This is a genomic window from Seonamhaeicola marinus, from assembly GCF_008085455.1.
Map to the genome: position 1 here is coordinate 487,079 of NZ_VSDQ01000718.1, position 17,746 is coordinate 504,824.

At 31.9% G+C, this 17,746-nt stretch carries 16 protein-coding genes; 3 read left to right on the top strand and 13 right to left on the bottom strand.

What is annotated here, in order from left to right; all coding sequences use genetic code 11:
* Positions 1 to 18 precede the first annotated feature (18 nt).
* The 12 genes from ribB to nhaC form a co-directional block, all read right to left on the bottom strand.
* Positions 19 to 1,161 (bottom strand): 3,4-dihydroxy-2-butanone-4-phosphate synthase, encoded by a 1,143-nt coding sequence (ribB, locus tag FUA24_RS19625; protein WP_148544749.1) that lies wholly within the window; start codon positions 1,159 to 1,161, stop codon positions 19 to 21.
* A gap of 53 nt (positions 1,162 to 1,214) precedes the next feature.
* Entirely contained in the window at positions 1,215 to 3,584 is a 2,370-nt protein-coding gene (locus FUA24_RS19630; RefSeq protein ID WP_148544750.1) for an LptF/LptG family permease, read from the bottom strand.
* Between the two features lie 9 nt (positions 3,585 to 3,593).
* A complete protein-coding gene (locus FUA24_RS19635) occupies positions 3,594 to 4,229 on the bottom strand; it encodes a LolA family protein (protein WP_394344235.1) in 636 nt (211 codons plus the stop codon).
* Between the two features lie 41 nt (positions 4,230 to 4,270).
* A complete protein-coding gene (locus FUA24_RS19640; protein ID WP_148544752.1) occupies positions 4,271 to 6,664 on the bottom strand; it encodes a DNA translocase FtsK in 2,394 nt (797 codons plus the stop codon).
* Between the two features lie 233 nt (positions 6,665 to 6,897).
* Positions 6,898 to 7,266, bottom strand: a complete 369-nt coding sequence (locus tag FUA24_RS19645) for a diacylglycerol kinase (protein WP_148544753.1) — start codon at positions 7,264 to 7,266, stop codon at positions 6,898 to 6,900.
* Between the two features lie 5 nt (positions 7,267 to 7,271).
* Positions 7,272 to 7,775, bottom strand: a complete 504-nt coding sequence (gene tpx, locus FUA24_RS19650; RefSeq protein WP_148544754.1) for a thiol peroxidase — start codon at positions 7,773 to 7,775, stop codon at positions 7,272 to 7,274.
* A 132-nt stretch (positions 7,776 to 7,907) separates the two neighbouring features.
* On the bottom strand, positions 7,908 to 9,395 hold the full coding sequence (locus tag FUA24_RS19655) for a serine hydrolase (protein ID WP_148544755.1): 1,488 nt from the start codon (positions 9,393 to 9,395) through the stop codon (positions 7,908 to 7,910).
* Positions 9,396 to 9,514: 119 nt separating this feature from the next.
* A complete protein-coding gene (locus FUA24_RS19660; protein ID WP_148544756.1) occupies positions 9,515 to 10,609 on the bottom strand; it encodes a helix-turn-helix domain-containing protein in 1,095 nt (364 codons plus the stop codon).
* Between the two features lie 172 nt (positions 10,610 to 10,781).
* Entirely contained in the window at positions 10,782 to 11,039 is a 258-nt protein-coding gene (locus FUA24_RS19665) for a DUF6952 family protein (protein WP_148544757.1), read from the bottom strand.
* On the bottom strand, positions 11,020 to 11,334 hold the full coding sequence (locus FUA24_RS19670; RefSeq protein ID WP_148544758.1) for a thioredoxin family protein: 315 nt from the start codon (positions 11,332 to 11,334) through the stop codon (positions 11,020 to 11,022). Before FUA24_RS19670 ends, FUA24_RS19665 begins: the two co-directional genes overlap by 20 nt.
* 12 nt (positions 11,335 to 11,346) lie before the next feature.
* Complete coding sequence (locus tag FUA24_RS19675) at positions 11,347 to 11,985, bottom strand: peroxiredoxin (RefSeq protein ID WP_148544759.1); 639 nt, start codon at positions 11,983 to 11,985, stop codon at positions 11,347 to 11,349.
* Between the two features lie 142 nt (positions 11,986 to 12,127).
* Positions 12,128 to 13,612 carry a Na+/H+ antiporter NhaC gene (gene nhaC / locus FUA24_RS19680; protein WP_148544760.1) on the bottom strand — a complete coding sequence of 495 codons (1,485 nt, stop codon included), beginning with the start codon at positions 13,610 to 13,612 and terminating at the stop codon, positions 12,128 to 12,130.
* 581 nt (positions 13,613 to 14,193) lie between these two features.
* Between nhaC and FUA24_RS19690 the strand changes: the two genes are divergently transcribed.
* Complete coding sequence (locus FUA24_RS19690; RefSeq protein ID WP_148544762.1) at positions 14,194 to 15,216, top strand: metal-dependent hydrolase; 1,023 nt, start codon at positions 14,194 to 14,196, stop codon at positions 15,214 to 15,216.
* Here FUA24_RS19690 and FUA24_RS19695 read toward each other — a convergent pair.
* Positions 15,213 to 16,439 carry an aminotransferase class I/II-fold pyridoxal phosphate-dependent enzyme gene (locus tag FUA24_RS19695; protein ID WP_148544763.1) on the bottom strand — a complete coding sequence of 409 codons (1,227 nt, stop codon included), beginning with the start codon at positions 16,437 to 16,439 and terminating at the stop codon, positions 15,213 to 15,215. The genes FUA24_RS19690 and FUA24_RS19695 overlap by 4 nt on opposite strands.
* A gap of 158 nt (positions 16,440 to 16,597) precedes the next feature.
* Between FUA24_RS19695 and FUA24_RS19700 the strand changes: the two genes are divergently transcribed.
* Both FUA24_RS19700 and FUA24_RS19705 read left to right on the top strand, forming a co-directional pair.
* The gene (locus FUA24_RS19700; protein WP_148544764.1) at positions 16,598 to 17,068 is read left to right on the top strand and encodes an Lrp/AsnC family transcriptional regulator; all 471 of its coding nucleotides are present in this window, start codon (positions 16,598 to 16,600) and stop codon (positions 17,066 to 17,068) included.
* Complete coding sequence (locus FUA24_RS19705; protein ID WP_148544765.1) at positions 17,058 to 17,684, top strand: CPBP family intramembrane glutamic endopeptidase; 627 nt, start codon at positions 17,058 to 17,060, stop codon at positions 17,682 to 17,684. The genes FUA24_RS19700 and FUA24_RS19705 overlap by 11 nt, the downstream gene beginning before the upstream one ends.
* Positions 17,685 to 17,746 lie beyond the last annotated feature (62 nt).

A 17,746-nucleotide genomic window follows, 5' to 3' on the forward strand; every position in this document is an offset into this window, starting at 1 on the left:
GCCAACAGGCTCCCTTTTTTAATAGTTTATATATTCAACAATTTCTAAACCATAGCCAATTAAACCTACACGTTTGGTTTGTGTGGAGTTAGAAATTAGTCTAAGTTTATGAATATTTAAATCATGTAATATTTGTGCTCCAATACCAAAATCTCTGGTATCCATATTAATTCTAGGCGCTTTCGTTACTTCTTGCTCTGACTGATTTTCTTTTAAAAAGGCCAATCGTTTTAAGATGTTCATGGATTGCGATTCCTGATTAATAAATATGATAGCACCTTTTCCTTCACTGTTCACCGCCTTAAACATATCGTCAAGCTGCTTATCAACATTATTGGTAAGAGTACCTAGAATATCATTATTTATCAAAGTAGAATTAATTCTTGTAGCTACGGGTTCATCATCTTTCCAAGTACCTTTTGTTAAAGCAATGTGAACTTGTTTATTCGTAGTTTGTTTATATGCTCTTATTCTATAACTACCAAAACGTGTTTCAATTTGAAAATCTTCTTTTTTATCAATTAAAGAATCGTGCTGCATTCTATAGGCCACTAAATCTTCAATAGAAACAATTTTTAAATCGAATTTCTTAGCAACATCTATTAGTTGTGGTAACCTAGCCATGGTACCATCTTCATTCATAATTTCAACAATAACCCCCGCCGGTTTTAAACCTGCTAATCTTGCAAAATCTATAGCTGCCTCGGTATGCCCAGTTCTTCTTAGAACGCCTCCTTCTTTAGCTATTAGAGGAAAAATATGCCCTGGTCGTGCTAACTCAAAGGGTTTGGTATCATGATCAATAAGCGCTTTTACCGTTTTAGCCCTGTCGCTTGCAGAAATTCCTGTTGTAACACCACCACCTCTAAGATCTACCGAAACAGTAAAGGCTGTTTCCATAGGATCCGTATTGTTACGAACCATCATTCCTAAATCTAATTCTCTACAACGATTCTCTGTTAAAGGAGCACAGATTAAACCCCTACCATGAGTAGCCATAAAATTGATCATTTCTGGAGTTACCTTATCTGCAGCAGCAAGAAAATCACCTTCATTCTCTCTATTTTCATCATCTACAACAATAATAACTTTGCCATTTCTAATGTCATCAATAGCTTCATGAATGGTATTTAACTTAAATTGTGTATTCTCTTTAGTCATAGTTTAAGCAATAAGGCTGCAAAGATATTGCTTATTTTAAAGATTATAAACTATTAAGCATTTAAGTCTTCTTTAATTTTAGTTTTGAAGATTATATGTGCTATCCAATATAAAGGGAAACCAATTATTAAAAGTAATATTGGTGTTTTTTTAGTTTTTAAACTTTCGTCTGAATACAATCTGTTAAGGTTAAACAGAGATTTAAAATAATAAACTGCAAATAAAACTAAGGATACAATGCTCAATTGTATAGCGGCAGAAGCTAAATGAGGTAATTTGTTATTCCTGAATATAAAAAAACCTATTAGCAAAATAACGCCTAAACTGTATAATACCAAACTGTAGATGGAATGGGCTTTATAATCTTGTTTAGCCTTATTTGCAATGTCGCTTAATTCAATTTTATTCCCATTTTTGTCATCCAATAGGTCTAGGTTAAAGCTATTTTTCACATCCTTTTCAAGTAAGTAATAACCAATAAAAAATAGAGGAATACCAATTACATAAACGAGTATAAAAGACGAGTTAAATCCTTTGCCTATTTGCTTTCTTAAATTATGTTCACTAAAGCATAATTTAACAAACGAAATAATAAAAAGCACCGTTGCTATTGTACCAAGAACAAGTAATGTTGTTCCAGTTCCTGGAAAATTGTTATTGTCTAAAATGGCACCAACTATAGAGGCAACTAAAGAAATAATATAAAGAACAAAAGTTAAATTAAGATCCTCCTCAAACTTATTCTTTAGGTTAATAGTTTGCTCATATTCTCTGTTATTGTAGTTACCTGAAAATTTAAGCTGTTGGCTAGTAATGCCTCTCTTGTTTAAGATGGCCAGTGCAGTGTTTCTATAAATAGCTTTATAACCAAATTCTTTATGATTTTTTAGAATATTGATAAGCTTATCATTGTGATAGGCGTCTAAGGACCCATACTCTGAATCTGTAACATCAAATACAGATGTATCTATTGGTTCATCTTTCTTTTTTAGTCTGAATATTTTCTTTAAAAATTCAAATAAACCATCACCTTCAAAAAGATTTTTATCGGCAGTAGCCTTTCTTGTTAAGAAGACACTTAAAGGCAACATAATTAAGGTAGACGTCCAACTAGCTAGAATAGGATTAAAGCTACCATTTTTAGAACTATTAGTAGCAAAAATACCAATGAAGTGATAAGTTAAAAACAAAAGAATAGCAATTACCATTGGTAATCCAATACCACCTTTTCTAATTAACGCTCCTAGCGGGGCACCAACAAAGAAAAGTATGATACATGCAAAACCTAAAGCAAATTTGTCATAAAAAGACATATAATGTCTGTTTAGTAATGATTTTGCACGTTTTCGCATTTCTTTTTTTGATACTAAGACTTGTTTAGAAGTAGTAAGTTGTCTTCCAGCTGCATCAACCATTTCCAGTTTTTTCCTAGTATTGAAAACGTCAAGGATTTCCCCTGTATAAATTGAGTCTTCAGGAATTTTAGTGATATTTTTTTTATTCTTTTTTGGTCTTTCAACAACAGAAGATTTTGAGAACATTACCTTGGCAAGCGTTTCATAATCTTCTTTTTTTCTTTGCTCAAGAGAGTCAATAGCTTTTCTAAGACCACTTATTGGTAGCATGTTATATTTATCCGTTTGAGTTTGTTCATCTAAGTCTACATTATTCATCTTAGATAAATCAATGTTTATAATGTACTTCTCAAACTTACTTTTGGCAAAAGGCTTCTTTTTCTTATCTTTTGTTTTAGATGGAGACATTTCACTGTAATAATTTCCATCATACAGAATAAGTTTTAAAACATCAGAATCTTCAGAACTAGCTAGTTCTCCAGTTTTAGATCGTATTATGGTAGTATTTTTTCTGCCGTCTGAACCTTTCATATGAATGGTTACATCTTCAAGAAATTTATCGTTTTCACCATATTTTTTTTCAACTTTAATTGTATATGGTGTGGATTCAATTTTATTAAACTGACCTTCCGCAATTGCTGCAGCAGGTTTTAATTTAGCAATGTTTTTTCTTAGGTTATATGAATTCAGCTCAGCCCAAGGAATTACGTTATTAGAGAAGAAAAATGTTGTAATTGCCAAACCAACAATAAAAATGCTTAGTCCAGACATGGCGCGTTGTAATGAAATACCTGTAGATTTCATTGCGGCAAACTCATAATTCTCGGCAAAATTCCCAAAAACCATAATTGAGGCCAAAAGAATTGTTAATGGTAAAACCAGAGGTATTAATTTTGGCATAAAATAAATTAAGAACTTACCAACAATAAGTAAATCTAAGTCCTTACCTGATAATTCTCTTATGTAAAGCCAAATAGTCTGTAAAATAAATATCAGCATGAGTATTAAAAACACGCTGATAAAAGTCCTCAAATACGTTGTGAGTATGTATCTGTCTAGTATCTTCAACTTACTAACCTAATCTAATTTATTGATGTAATAATCCTGATATTTATTGGAATCAAAGGTAAATAAGGTTTTTGAAATAGGCTGATTTGTTTTAAAGGAATTTACGGTTAAAGTGGTTTTAGAACCATTTTTTCCAATTTGGATTAAGTTATAAATGTGCTTAGTTTGTGTATCAACTCCCAATAATAGGCTTTTTAATTCTGAATTAGAATCTATAGGAATTAATTTTACATACTGAATTTTTCTTCCTTTAATATTCTGCTGTATATCCAAAGCATAGGTATACCCATCTTCGTAAAATGATAGCATTTTACTTGGAGTAATGGCATCTTCTTCGTCATCACTTTCACTAGAAATAGTTACTTCTTCATCTTCTGGACTAATGCTATAGGTCTTTTGTCCATCAAATAAACGTGTTATTCCAAGTATATTCAATTTGTATTTTTCGCCTTGTAAAACAACATCACCTCTTGTTTCTTGTTTAATATTTTCAGAAGTGTTTTCTAAGGTATATTTAAAGTCTATAGAAATAGTCTCATAACTCTTTACCTTCTTGGAAACTTCGTCTAATAACGCTTTTCCTTTGTTTTGGGAAGAAGCATTTATAGTCATAGTAGTTACTAATAAGGCTAAAATGAATTTCATATATAATGTTGTCTGTTTCATATTCAATTTATGGTGCCAATTTATTGGCCTTCGTTTTCTAAATGTTGATCTAGAGCGGTTAAATCTGGAATAAGAACTTGTCTGGCCTTACTACCTTCAAAAGGTCCTACAATACCAGCAGCTTCTAATTGATCTATTAATCTACCAGCTCTGTTATATCCTAATTTCAGTTTTCGTTGTAATAAAGAAGCCGATCCTTGCTGCGCTGTTACAATTACAATGGCCGCATCTTTAAACAGTTTATCTCTATCTGAAATATCTATATCAATACCTGTGCCACTTTCTTCGCCAACATATTCAGGAAGTAAATAGGCATCTGGATAAGCTTTTTGGGCACCAATGTAATCGGTAATTTTTTCAACTTCTGGAGTATCTACAAAAGCACACTGAATTCTAATTAAATCATTACCCTGTGTGTAAAGCATGTCTCCGCGACCAATAAGTTGATCCGCTCCTGAGCCGTCTAAAATAGTCCTAGAATCAATTTTAGAGGTTACTCTAAACGCTATTCTGGCAGGGAAGTTGGCTTTTATGATACCCGTTATAACGTTTACGGATGGACGTTGGGTTGCAATAATTAAATGAATCCCTATGGCACGTGCCAACTGAGCTAAACGAGCAATAGGTGTTTCTACTTCTTTCCCTGCAGTCATTATTAAATCTGCAAACTCATCAACAACTAATACAATATATGGTAAAAATTGGTGGCCGTCATTTGGATTTAGTTTTCTCGCCTTAAACTTTGCATTGTATTCTGCTATATTTCTACACATGGCATTTTTTAACAACTCGTAACGGTTGTCCATTTCAATACAAAGCGAGTTTAAAGTATTGATAACTTTAGTGTTGTCCGTTATTATTGCTTCTTCACTATCCGGAAGTTTTGCTAAATAATGGCGCTCAATTTTGTTGTATAACGTAAGTTCTACTTTTTTCGGGTCGACCAAAATGAACTTAACTTCAGCAGGATGTTTTTTGTATAATAGGGATGATAACACAGCGTTTAATCCAACCGATTTACCTTGGCCAGTAGCACCTGCCATTAGTAAGTGGGGCATTTTAGCCAAGTCTACAACAAAAGTTTCATTGCTAATAGTTTTTCCAAGAGCAATTGGAAGTTGCATTTCTGAACTTTGAAATTTCTTAGAAGCAATCACAGAATGCATTGAAACTATCGTAGCATTTTTATTAGGAACCTCAATACCAATAGTACCCTTACCAGGAATTGGTGCAATAATTCTAATACCAAGCGCGGCTAATGATAAGGCAATGTCATCTTCTAAATTTTTAATCTTAGAAATTCTAATACCAGCTTCTGGTACAATTTCATAAAGTGTAACTGTAGGCCCTATTGTGGCTTTAATACTGGCAATACCAATTTTATAATTGTTGAGCGTTTCTACAATTTTATTCTTGTTTTCTTCTAACTCTTCTTTATTAATGGTAATACCCTCTGTATCGTATTTTTTAAGAAGTTCTAAAGGAGGAAATTGATAATTGCTTAATTCTAGAGTTGGGTCAAATTGCCCAAAGTCTTCAACCAATTTATTAGCTAAATTATCGGTTTCCGATAGTTCTTCAGCTACGGTTTCAACTTTAATTTCTAGTTCTTCGTCTACTTGTTCAGGTTCTTGTGTAGCAACTTCAACTTTTATCTTAGGTGCTTCAGCCTTTTTAATTTCTATTTGAGGTTCTTCCTTTACGGCATTCTCTAACGAGACCTCGTAGGCAGACTTAATAGCTTCAGCTTCTTCAGACAAATTGTTGTCTACAGCAATTAGCGGTTCTTCTTTTAAATTAGAAAACTCTTCTTTAATATCTTTTTTGGCAGATTTAAATAGGTTGGTAATACTTTCAAAAGTAACTTTAAATCTAGAGGCTAAATACGTTATTAGTCCAAAAAGCAGAAGTAGGGCTGTACCTATTTTACCTATATAATCTTGTAAATATGCATTAACTTCAAAACCAATAGCCCCTCCTAACAAATCATTTTTATGAGCAAAGAATCCTAGTAGTATGGATAACCATATTATTATAAAAATTCCCCAAAACCAATGTTTTCTGAGTCTTATCTTTGGCAAATTCATAAGTACATATACTCCAGAAAGGAATAGCAATCCGGCGAATATAAATGATGAGACGCCAAAGCCCTTATGAATGAAAAAATGACTTATTTCTGCTCCAAACTTGCTTATCCAATTTTCCGTTTTTACATCTCTATTACCAACACTAGACAAAGCACTTTGATCTACATCTCCGTGAATGAAAAAAGAAACAAATGCTATACACAAAGTAACGCCCAAAATAACCAAAAGGCTGCCAAATACAAGCTTTTGCTGATCTGATAATTTAAAACTTGGAGACTTAAGTTTTTTGTTTGTTGTTTTTTTAGATTTGGTTCTTTTCTTGGCCATTAAAGGGTTTATTGAGGTCCTAATTCAAAAATACAGGATTAAATTGTGCCTAGCACGATGCAACAAAAATACAAATTACTAACGTTAACGAAACTTTATTTTGAAAAATTGCATTGCGATGAATTCAAAATGTTTAGTTGCATTATACATAAACAAGATTGAGGTCTTTTTACCACTGTACAGAGCAGTGCTGAAATTAAGATGAATAATCTCTAAAAAGTATATCTTTTCTATTAAAAGATTTTAGGAAGATAAATAATGCAACCAATAATAACTGCGAAGAAAGCCGCAATAAAAACGGCACCAGCTGCAATATCTTTAATAATGCCAATTTTCTTATGATGCTCTGGATGAATAAAATCCGCAACGGCTTCTATTGCTGTGTTTACCCCTTCAATAGACATTACAAGTGCTATTGCAAAACATTGTAAAATCCATTCTGTGTTAGAAATATTAAAAAAGAATCCTGCTATAGTAACCATAACCATTATGAATACCTGTATTTTAATACTGGCTTCTGTTTTAATTAGGTATATTGCTCCTTTAAAAGCATACCCTACACTTTTAAGCCTGTTTACTAAGAAGGATTCCTTTTTTGTCATTATTCTTAATTATATAAAGCTTCTAACGCGGCTTTATAATTAGGTTCATCAACAGTTTCTGGTACTTGTTCCGTATATAATACTGTGCCATTTTCATCTAATACAACAACACTTCTAGAAAGTAACCCGTCTAAAGGGCCATCTATAAAGTTTAAGCCATAAGCTTTACCAAAATCCCCAGTTTTAAAGTCAGATAAACTAACTACATTTTCTAAGCCTTCAGCACCGCAAAAACGAGCATGAGCAAATGGTAAATCTTTAGAAATACAAAGTACCTTAGTGTTTTCTAATTCACTGGCTTCTGTATTAAATTGTCTTACTGAAGCAGCACATGTTCCTGTATCTACACTAGGAAATATGTTTAAAACAACTCTACTTCCAGAAAAATCAGCTAAAGTCTTAGTTGATAAATCTGTTGCTGTTAATGAAAAATCTGGAGCTTTATCGCCCACTTTTGGTAAGCTCCCTGATGTATTTATTGCGTTTCCTTTTAATGTAACTGTTGCCATTTTTTATAGTTTTTTATTAGAATTTAAAAATAGGAATATTTAATGTGTTACTTGAAATAATTTAACATTGATTTATAAAAAAATGAATTATCATATTTGATAAAGCGTTTTCAAGGATTTCCTTTTTTTAGTCTATTTTTTCTTAAATATAATTGGCGCTTTTTGAGCAAACATTTTTAGCATTGAAATTTCACCTTTTTGATTATCTAAAAATTTCACAGTGAATTCTGGGTTGAAGGATTCCTTAAAATCTTTCATACCTTTCAAATAGAATGTGTTGTAATTTAGATGTTCCATTTTAAATCTAAAAGTAGGAAATAGAGCAAGCAGTTTCCCTTTTTCTTCTATAATTTGAATGTTTCCAAAACCATCAGCATAGTACGTACCTGTAAATTTATCTAAGGGTAATACCGGCATTTTTGTTTTGTTAAAAGGCTTATCTTCTTCTGGTTTGTATATGTCTGAAACAAGTACAGGATAATTTTCTGAAGGAGGTAGCTTAAATAATTTTCTCGATATGATATCGGAAATTATATAAGGAATTACAGAGTTGCTTTGGTTAGTTAAAACAACAATGCCAGTGTTATTAAATGGGAATAATTCGGTAACACAACTAAAGCCATTAGTATTGCCTCCATGTCTTAATCTATAATAACCATTCCAAGACCGTAAGCGCCATCCAAAGCCTTCGCTTAGCAAAAAAGAGTCTTTAGAATACGTTTCATTAAACTTTATGTTTTGTGGTCTTGAAGCTTCATGAATATAGCTTTTCGGTATTATTTGAGTGTTGTTAAAAATACCTTTGTTTAACCAAACGCGTATCCAATTAGATAAATCTTTTACAGAACTCTTTATTGATCCAGCTGGCGCAAAGGCATAATAATTTTGATAGGGAAGTGGCTCAGTTTTTCCTTTGTACACGCCATAACCAATAGCATAATTTTTAGATTGTTTCATGGCTTCAATAGTAGTACAAGAATTGTTCATTTTTAAAGGGGTGAAAATTCTATCCATAATGTTTTGATCCCAACTTTTTTTTGTTATTTGTTCTACAATAGTTCCTGCAAGGGTATAGCCCATATTACTGTAGTTCCAACTATTTTTAACTTCAGATTCAGGTTTTAAATAACGTAATCTTTGTACTGTTTTTAATTTATTGGTAGTAGGGAAAAGTTCCAAACAAACGCCTTGTGTACCAATACCACTTCTATGGCTTAACAAATCTTCTATAGTAATAAGATCATTCATTTTATTATTATAAAACTGAAAATTTGGGATATGCATTGCTGGTTTATCCTTAAGCGATAATTTGTTTTCCGATTCTAAAATTCCTAATAAAGCACCTGTAAATGCCTTAGACATAGAAGCAATGTGGAAAATTGTATTTTCGGTAACTGGTAATCTTTCTTTTAAATTTCGATAACCAAACCCTTTTGAATAAATAATTTTTCCATCTCTAACCACTGCAACAGATAATCCAATGGTATTGTATGATTTCATCCATTTCGATATTTCAGTATCAATACCTTCTAATTCGCTTGGTATTTGTTGACTATGGCTTAATTGTGTTGCTAAAATTAATATTGAAATTAAGCTTATAACTTTTTGAGTATAATTCATTTTGTACCATTTTTTATTTGATACAAATTTGAAGGATTATAGTAATTAACTAGTTCGAATAAAGAAAGTCGAACTAATTTAAATACTAGGAACATGTTCGACTTTAAGTCGAACTATGCCTAAAGGATTGATTTTCTGAATTCTGAAGGAGTTAGGTTGGTAACCTTTTTAAATGCTGTGTAAAATGAAGATTTAGAGTTGAAACCAACAGTGTATAATATTTCTTGAACTGTTAGATCATTTTTGGTAGCATCGGCCAAAAGAATTTTTGCATCATTTATTCTGTATTCGTTTATGAAATCAAAAAAATGTTTCCCTAAATAACGGTTAATTAATTCTGAAAGCTCTTTTTCTGGGATATCTGTTAATTCAGCCAATTTTTGTAAGGTCAAATCAAAGTCTAAATATGGTTTATTAGTAATCATAAATGTATTAAGAGTCTCTAGGCTTTGATTTTGGGCTTCATTGGTAGTGGTTCCTTTTTTATTTACTTTCTTTTTTGGAGGAGTATCTAGTGGATATATATTTTTATTAATACCCGTAAACAATTGGGGTTGATATAGTGCCTTTAAAACAAAAAAAGTAATTATACATAAAACCGATAGACTAATTAGAATGTTTAGATTTAAGACATAACTCTGCAAAGAAGAACTAGAGAAAATCCATCTTAAAAGGACTAAGGTATGTGCTAAACAAGAAAGTACGTTTATTTGAAATAACCACCTATAGATAGCATAACTGGCATTGGAGTAGTTTTCTAGATAAACTGCTCTATACTTCCTTAATATTGCAAATACAGCAATGATATATGAGAAAAATTGAAATTCTCCAATAACCTGGTAAAAGAAGATGATTTTTTCTGAGACTCCAGATAAACTAAAAACAATAAAGAATGCTAAAAATGGAAGGCCATGAACTAGGTGTTTAGGCCGAATTCTGAAATTATTGTAACAAACCGATAAAACATACAAATAAAAGAGTGGTAATTGCAATAAACTAGATGCCGTTTTTAAATTTTGAATAAAGGGATACTCTAAGGTTTTATTGGTGAAAAGTCCAATGAGATCAAAGGCTATAACAAGCAAATAAATACCAAAAAGCCTATTAGGTAGCTGGTTTTTACTTTTGGCTGTAAAGAGAAAAAAAGAAAGTACTATCATTATAAAAACAACAATCTTTCCAATGCTTTCTATGATTTCTATTTTATATTCCAATTGTTTTTAGACCGTGATTAAAAAAAAGAAGTTGTGCATAATTCGTATTAACAATTAACACTTTGGTTTTTACTAATAACTCAAAATCCTAAAAGTTTGAAGCTATAAAAATAAAAAAACCACTTCGTTTTGAAGTGGCTTTTTTCCATTTGAATTTTTCTTTTTCTATAAGTTATGAATCTATGGATCCTAGAACACGTTTCATAAAGCTATTAAGAGCTTCCTTTTTAGGAGTACCCTCTTTTATCATTTTATTAACCTCAATAGCACCATACATATTAGAAATAAGTTCACCAATAACATCTAATTCTTCATCTTTAAGTGAAGGCACTTCAGTTAATGCTTCAAGTGTTTCTATGGTTTCAACCACAAAATCCTCATCATTTTCTTCAATAAACTGTGTTAAGTGTTTAATTACTGGTAACTTCATTTACTAAATCTTTTAAAACGTCAAACTTATTAGTTTGCACTTGGTTTACAAATTCACCATCTTTAAATGTTGCGAAAGTTGGTAAATTATCTACTGTGGCCAATTTTCTTGACTCTGGGAATTTTTCCGCGTCAACAATAACAAAAGACGTATCTTCATTCTCTGTTGCTAATTTTTTAAATTTTGGTTTCATAATACGGCAGTTACCACACCATGTAGCCGAAAATTGTACAACAACAGTGTTGTTATTAGCAACAACTTCATTTAAATTATCTTGTTCTAGTTCTTTTACCATAGCATTAATTTTTTAGTGAGAAGCTAAATATTCTGCAGTAGCTTTAGCATTTGGGTTCATGGCATCTTTACCTTCTTCCCAGTTAGCAGGACATACTTCTCCGTTTTCTTGTACATGTGTTAAAGCATCAACTAATCTTATGTATTCTCCAACATTTCTACCTAAAGGCATGTTGTTAATACTCTCATGTTGTACTGTTCCTTCTTCATCAATGATGTAAGTAGCTCTATACGTAACATTATCACCTTCTACTTGCACAGTACCAGTTTCTTCATCATACTTTTCATTAGTAATATCTAAAATTCCTAAAATGCTAGATAAGTTTCTGTTGCTATCTGCTAATATTGGGTATGTAACGCCTTCTATACCTCCGTTATCTTTTGCAGTACTTAGCCATGCAAAGTGAACTTCTGGAGTGTCACATGAAGCGCCAATTACAATAGTATTTCTTTTTTCAAATTCTGGTAAAGCGTCTTGAAATGCATGTAATTCTGTTGGACAAACAAAAGTAAAGTCTTTTGGGTACCAGAATAAAACAACTTTCTTTTTGTTGTTTACAGCTTCTTCAAGAACGTTAACTTTAAAAGTATCGCCCATTTCGTTCATGGCGTCTACATTTAAATCTGGGAATTTTTTTCCTACTAATGACATGTGTTTATTATTTTAATAGTTATTAATTTTCTGCAGCACAAAGATAGAACACAAGCAAGGAATCTTTTGAAAAATGAAATTTTAATTTTTTATCAATCCATAGATTATAATTATAGTTTTTTTAATAAGCTATAAATTAATGTTATTTTGAAGTAAGCTGCTTAATTTTAATTCTAAACGCAGCGAATATTAGTGTCATAAACGGACTTAACCAATTGAAAATAGCAAACCCAAGATAATCTATTACAGGAACACCTAAAACACCAGATTGATATGCACCACAGGTATTCCATGGGATTAGTACAGAGGTTACGGTTCCAGAGTCTTCTAAAGTTCTACTTAAGTTTTCTGGTGCTAGTCCTTTTTCTTTATAAGCTTTTTGATACATTTTTCCAGGAACAACAATAGCTAAGTACTGGTCACTTGCTAAGGCATTTAAACCTAAACAGCTTATAACGGTGCTTGCAAAAAGACCAAAAACTGAATCAAATAAGTTTAGTACAGATTTGCTAATCCTTGCGAGTGCTCCTATAGCGTCCATAACACCGCCAAAAACCATAGCACAGATTATTAACCAAATTGTACCAAGCATACCACTCATGCCTCCAGAAGAAAATAAATCATTAAGTTCTGAACTTGTAGTTTCTACAGAAGCGTCAACAGTAATAGCATTCATAATACCTTTATAAGCAGAAGTAAAAGTTAATGCGTCGGCCTCGGCAACTGCCATAACTATATTAGGTTGGGCAATTATTGCTGCAACTGCTCCTAAAAGAGTACCAACTAATAATGCAACTAAAGGCGGAGTTTTCTTTACAATCATTCCTATAACCACTATTGGAACCACAAATAACCAAGGTGAAATATTAAATGCTTCGTCAATGGCTGTTAATTTATCTGAAATGTCTGGAGTACCTGTGGTATTAATATTTAAGCCAATAATAATAAACACAATGAGGGTAACCACTATAGTTGGTACAGTGGTAAGTGTCATGTATTTAATATGCGAGAATAATTCTCCTCCTGCCATAGCTGGAGCTAAGTTAGTAGTATCACTTAAAGGAGACATTTTATCTCCAAAATAGGCCCCGGAAAGGACTGCCCCAGCGGTCATACCAACCGAAACGTCTAAAGTTTTTGCTATACCAATTAAGGCGATACCAACAGTAGCAGATGTTGTCCAAGAACTCCCAGTAGCAATAGATATTATGGCACAAATTATAACACATGCTGCCAAAAATATAGAGGGACTAAGTATTTGTAGCCCATAATAAATCATAGAGGGGATTATGCCACTTATAAGCCATGTCCCTGCTAAAGAGCCAACCATAAGAAGTATCAAAATAGCTCCAGAAGTCGATTTTATATTTTCAGCAACTTCATCCAGCATTTGTTTGTAGGATACCTTATTATAAAAGCCAACAATTGCTGCAACTGCCGCCCCTAGAAGTAGAATGAATTGATTGCTTCCGCTTAATGCATCATCACCATAAACAAAGAATACGTTAAAAAATAGCATAATAACTAAGGCAACAACGGGGATTAAGGCTTCCCAAATGCTCAGCTCTTTATTGGTTATTATTGCTTCATCCTGTGGTTCTTTTGGTTTTATATCCTGACTCTCCATAAAATGTTTTAAAAATTTTAACGTAATGTTACAATTTTATTGAATTTTATACAATAAATGAGCTGGTTAATTAAATAATGTAACCTTATTTGATTAAAGATTATTAATTAATAATTAGATGCATGTGACTTTTAAAAAATTGAGTGTCATAATAGTAGTAATTCTCTCAAGTACCATGTAGTATGATTTTTTTAATACTTAGCCTATCTTTCTTGTTGTTTATCATCCTGTTGGTCTTTGTTGATGGCTATTTTTCAAGTCTGAGAAAAAAGAAAAGTTTACAACAACTGCAGGAATCGGACAGCCGAAAAAAAGCAGACTATGAAAGGGTTAAAAATCTGGAACTGAAACTAAGTAAATGGAAACTTAAGAGAAACCTTCAAACTCTTAAGTATATAAATACTCTAGAAAAGGATTATAAAAAATCTAAATTATCTGATAGCTATTTTGAAATGTACAAAAAGGCTAAATTCCTTCTAAGGAATAATACAATTGATTATTGTAAAGACTTAAAGAACAAAAATAATAGTGCTACCTGATGGTTGAAATGGGTATAATTTTATCTTTACAGAGTTATAGCTATGGATTCATTAACACAAATAGTTTTAGGAGCAGCCTGCGGAGAGGCTGTATTAGGTAGAAAAATAGGAAACAAGGCTTTGTTGTTTGGAGCTATTGGTGGTACCATTCCGGATTTAGATGTATTTGTCGGTAATTTAATATTTGACAACCAAATTGATGTTACATTATTTCATAGAGGTTTTATGCATTCCCTTACTTTTGCTGTTTTAGGAGCCTTTATTTTTGGTTGGACTACCTATAAATTGTACAATACCCAAAAGCGTTTAGGAACAACAACGGTAAGAGCTTGGATCTGGATGTTTTTTCTGGCTCTTTTAACACATTCAATTTTAGATAGTTTCACTCCATACGGTACACAGTTATTTGTTCCGTTTAGTAACTACAGGGTAGCATTTAACAATATAGCTGTTGTAGATGTTTTTTATACGTTGCCATTCCTAATATGCTTAATAATATTAATGTTTTTCAGCAGAAAAAGTAAAAAAAGACAGCAATGGATAAGATTAGGGCTTGGGCTTAGTTCTATTTATATGTGTTTAACACTTGTTAATAGATTTTATGTTGATTCTATTTTTGAAACCTCTTTAGATAATAATAATATTAACTATTCCCGCTATTTTGTACAGCCATCTTTATTCAGCAATTTTTTGTGGTACGGTGTAGCCGAAACTCCAGAGAATTACATTTATGGTTATTATTCAATTTTTGACAAAAAAAGAGAGTTTATAAGTTTAAAAGAACTACCAAAACAAAGAGATTTGAGTCCAAATATGTATGCTCAAATAAATGATTTGGCTTGGTTTAGTAATAATTACTTCAGTGTTTATATGCTTAAGAATGGTAATTATCAGTATAACGATTTGCGCTATCCACTAGCTGAAGAAGGTAATCCTAATTCTGCAGTCTTTAGTTTTGAGCTTTTTAAGGAAGGGGAACGCTTAAACATGAAACCCTTTGAACGAAGTGAAGTTGATTTTAAAGAAATTCTAAAATCAATCTTCACTCGAACAAAAGGTATCTAAACACTAACACTTACCGAATCTTGGGTAAGAATCTTTAATGCCACCATACAGTCGCGCATCATATTGTAAGTTCTATCTATTTCTGCATCTAAACCAATTGAAAATCTAATTAAACCATCAGTTAAGCCCATTTCCTTTTGTTCATCTTCGGGTATTTCAGAAGACGTTGACGTACCTGGAGCACTAAAAAGCGTTTTATAAAAGCCTAAACTAACGGCTAAATAGCCTAAGTTGTTTTCCTGCATCATTTCCATGAGATCATTGGCTTTATCTAATGAACCAACATCAATAGTAAGCATACCTCCAAAACCATACTCGGTATTCATTTGAGATTTGAATAACTCATGAGCTGGATGAGATTTTAACCCTGGATAAACTGTTTTTAATCCGTCCTTTTCAAACTTTTCGGCTAAATACAGTGCATTTTTACTATGTTGTTGCATTCTAATATGCAAGGTTCTTAGGTTTTTAAGAACAGAAGCAGCTCTTAAACTATCCATAGTTGAGCCAAGAAGCATTGAAGCACCATCATTTACATTTCGTAAATCATCTATAAATTCCTGAGTTCCGCAGATAACACCGCCAACAGTATCGCTTGCTCCATTAATAAATTTTGTTAGGCTATGAATTACCACATCAGCACCTAATTTAATTGGAGAAATGGATAACGGTGAAAATGTATTATCAACAACAAGTTTTACATTATGTTTTTTAGCTATCTCAGATAGCCCTTTTAAATCGGCAATTTCAAGAAGAGGGTTGCTAACACATTCGCAGAAAATAACTTTGGTGTTTTTAGTTATAGAGGCTTCAACAACCTTAGGTTTAGTAATATCAATAAAGCTTGTTTCTATGTTAAATTTTGGAGCAAAGTTTTTAAGAAAAGCATAGGTGCCACCATAAATAGTTCTGCTAGACACAACATGATCTCCAGAATTGCAAAGTTGCATTAATACTGCTGTAATGGCGCCCATACCAGACGCTGAAACATTAGCAGTTTCTGTACCTTCCATTGCAGCTAGGGCTTCTCCTAGATATAAATTTGAAGGAGATGTATGTCTTGAGTATAAATAACAGCCATCTGCATTTCCTTCAAAAGTATCAAACATGGTTTTCGCAGAAAGGAAAGTATATGTAGATGCATCTGAAATTGAAGGGTTTACACCTCCAAATTCTCCAAAGTATTGTAAATCTTGTATATTATTAGCGGGTTTAAAACTCATGATGTTGGATGTTATATTCTGTAAAATTCTAATTTTAATGATTAAAAGTCAATAGTGTTGTGTTTTTAATGAAAATAAAACTATGTTATGGTTGTTTGGTAGTTTTATTTGTTTAAAAATGATCTGTAATTTGTATATTTAATGAAAATATTTCAGTTATGGTTTTTGATACTACGGATAAAGAACTTTTGGAGTACTTACAGCAAGATTGTAAGCAAACCAATAAAGAACTTTCAAACAAATTAGGGCTATCTGTAACTGCAGTTTATGAGCGTATAAAGAAACTCGAGAAAGCTGGCTTTATTAATGGTTATGTGGCCTTAGTAAATAAAGAAAAAGTAGAAAAAAACTTTACCGTGTTTTGTCATATTAAATTGGCACAACACATTCAGGAATATGTGGTTAGCTTTGAAAAAGAGGTTAATAAGTTAAATGAGGTTTTAGAATGTTATCACCTAAGTGGCGATTACGACTACTTGCTAAAAGTATTGGTTAACGACATGGCAGAGTTTAGGGAATTCATGGTTAAAAAATTAACCACTATTAGTCATATTGGCAGTACACATAGTATGTTTGTAATAAACGAGGTTAAACATACTACGGCAATTAATTTTGAAAATGAAAAGTAATATTTACAAGGGCATAGAACTATTTCTAATCTTTATACTAGTTCCTATAAGTTTTGCTTTAGATTATGACCCACGAATAAAGGGCGCAATTGGTCTATTAGGATTTATATATATCGTTTATGTATTGCTAAAAATTGAAGGATTAAAATTTAAAATAGCTAGAGACCTTAATTGGAAACAGTTTTGGCAAAAAACACTTTTTAAATTTATGGTTATTGCGATCATAACCACAGTTTTTGTATGGATTACAGACAAAGCGTTTTTATTTTACGTATTACTTAACAAACCAAAACTGTATGTGTTTATACTGTTTGTGTATACCTTTTTATCTGTTTATCCTCAAGAGTTAATTTATAGAACATTCTTTTTTAGCCGATATGAGGGTTTAATTACTAATAAAATGCTTTTTATATTTATTAACGCTATTTTATTTTCATTAGCGCATATACTGTTTAAAAACACTTTAGTCATGATACTCACATTTTTAGGAGGCTTGTTGTTTGCGCTTACTTTTAAAAGAACCAAGTCTACTTTATTGGTTTCTATAGAACATGCGCTTTATGGTTGTTGGTTATTTACTGTTGGTATGGGAAATATGTTAGGCTTTCCGTCTTAAATGGTACATTATCAGAAGGACTTTTATAGTTTACGCTATATGAAAAGGATTATCAAAATTTT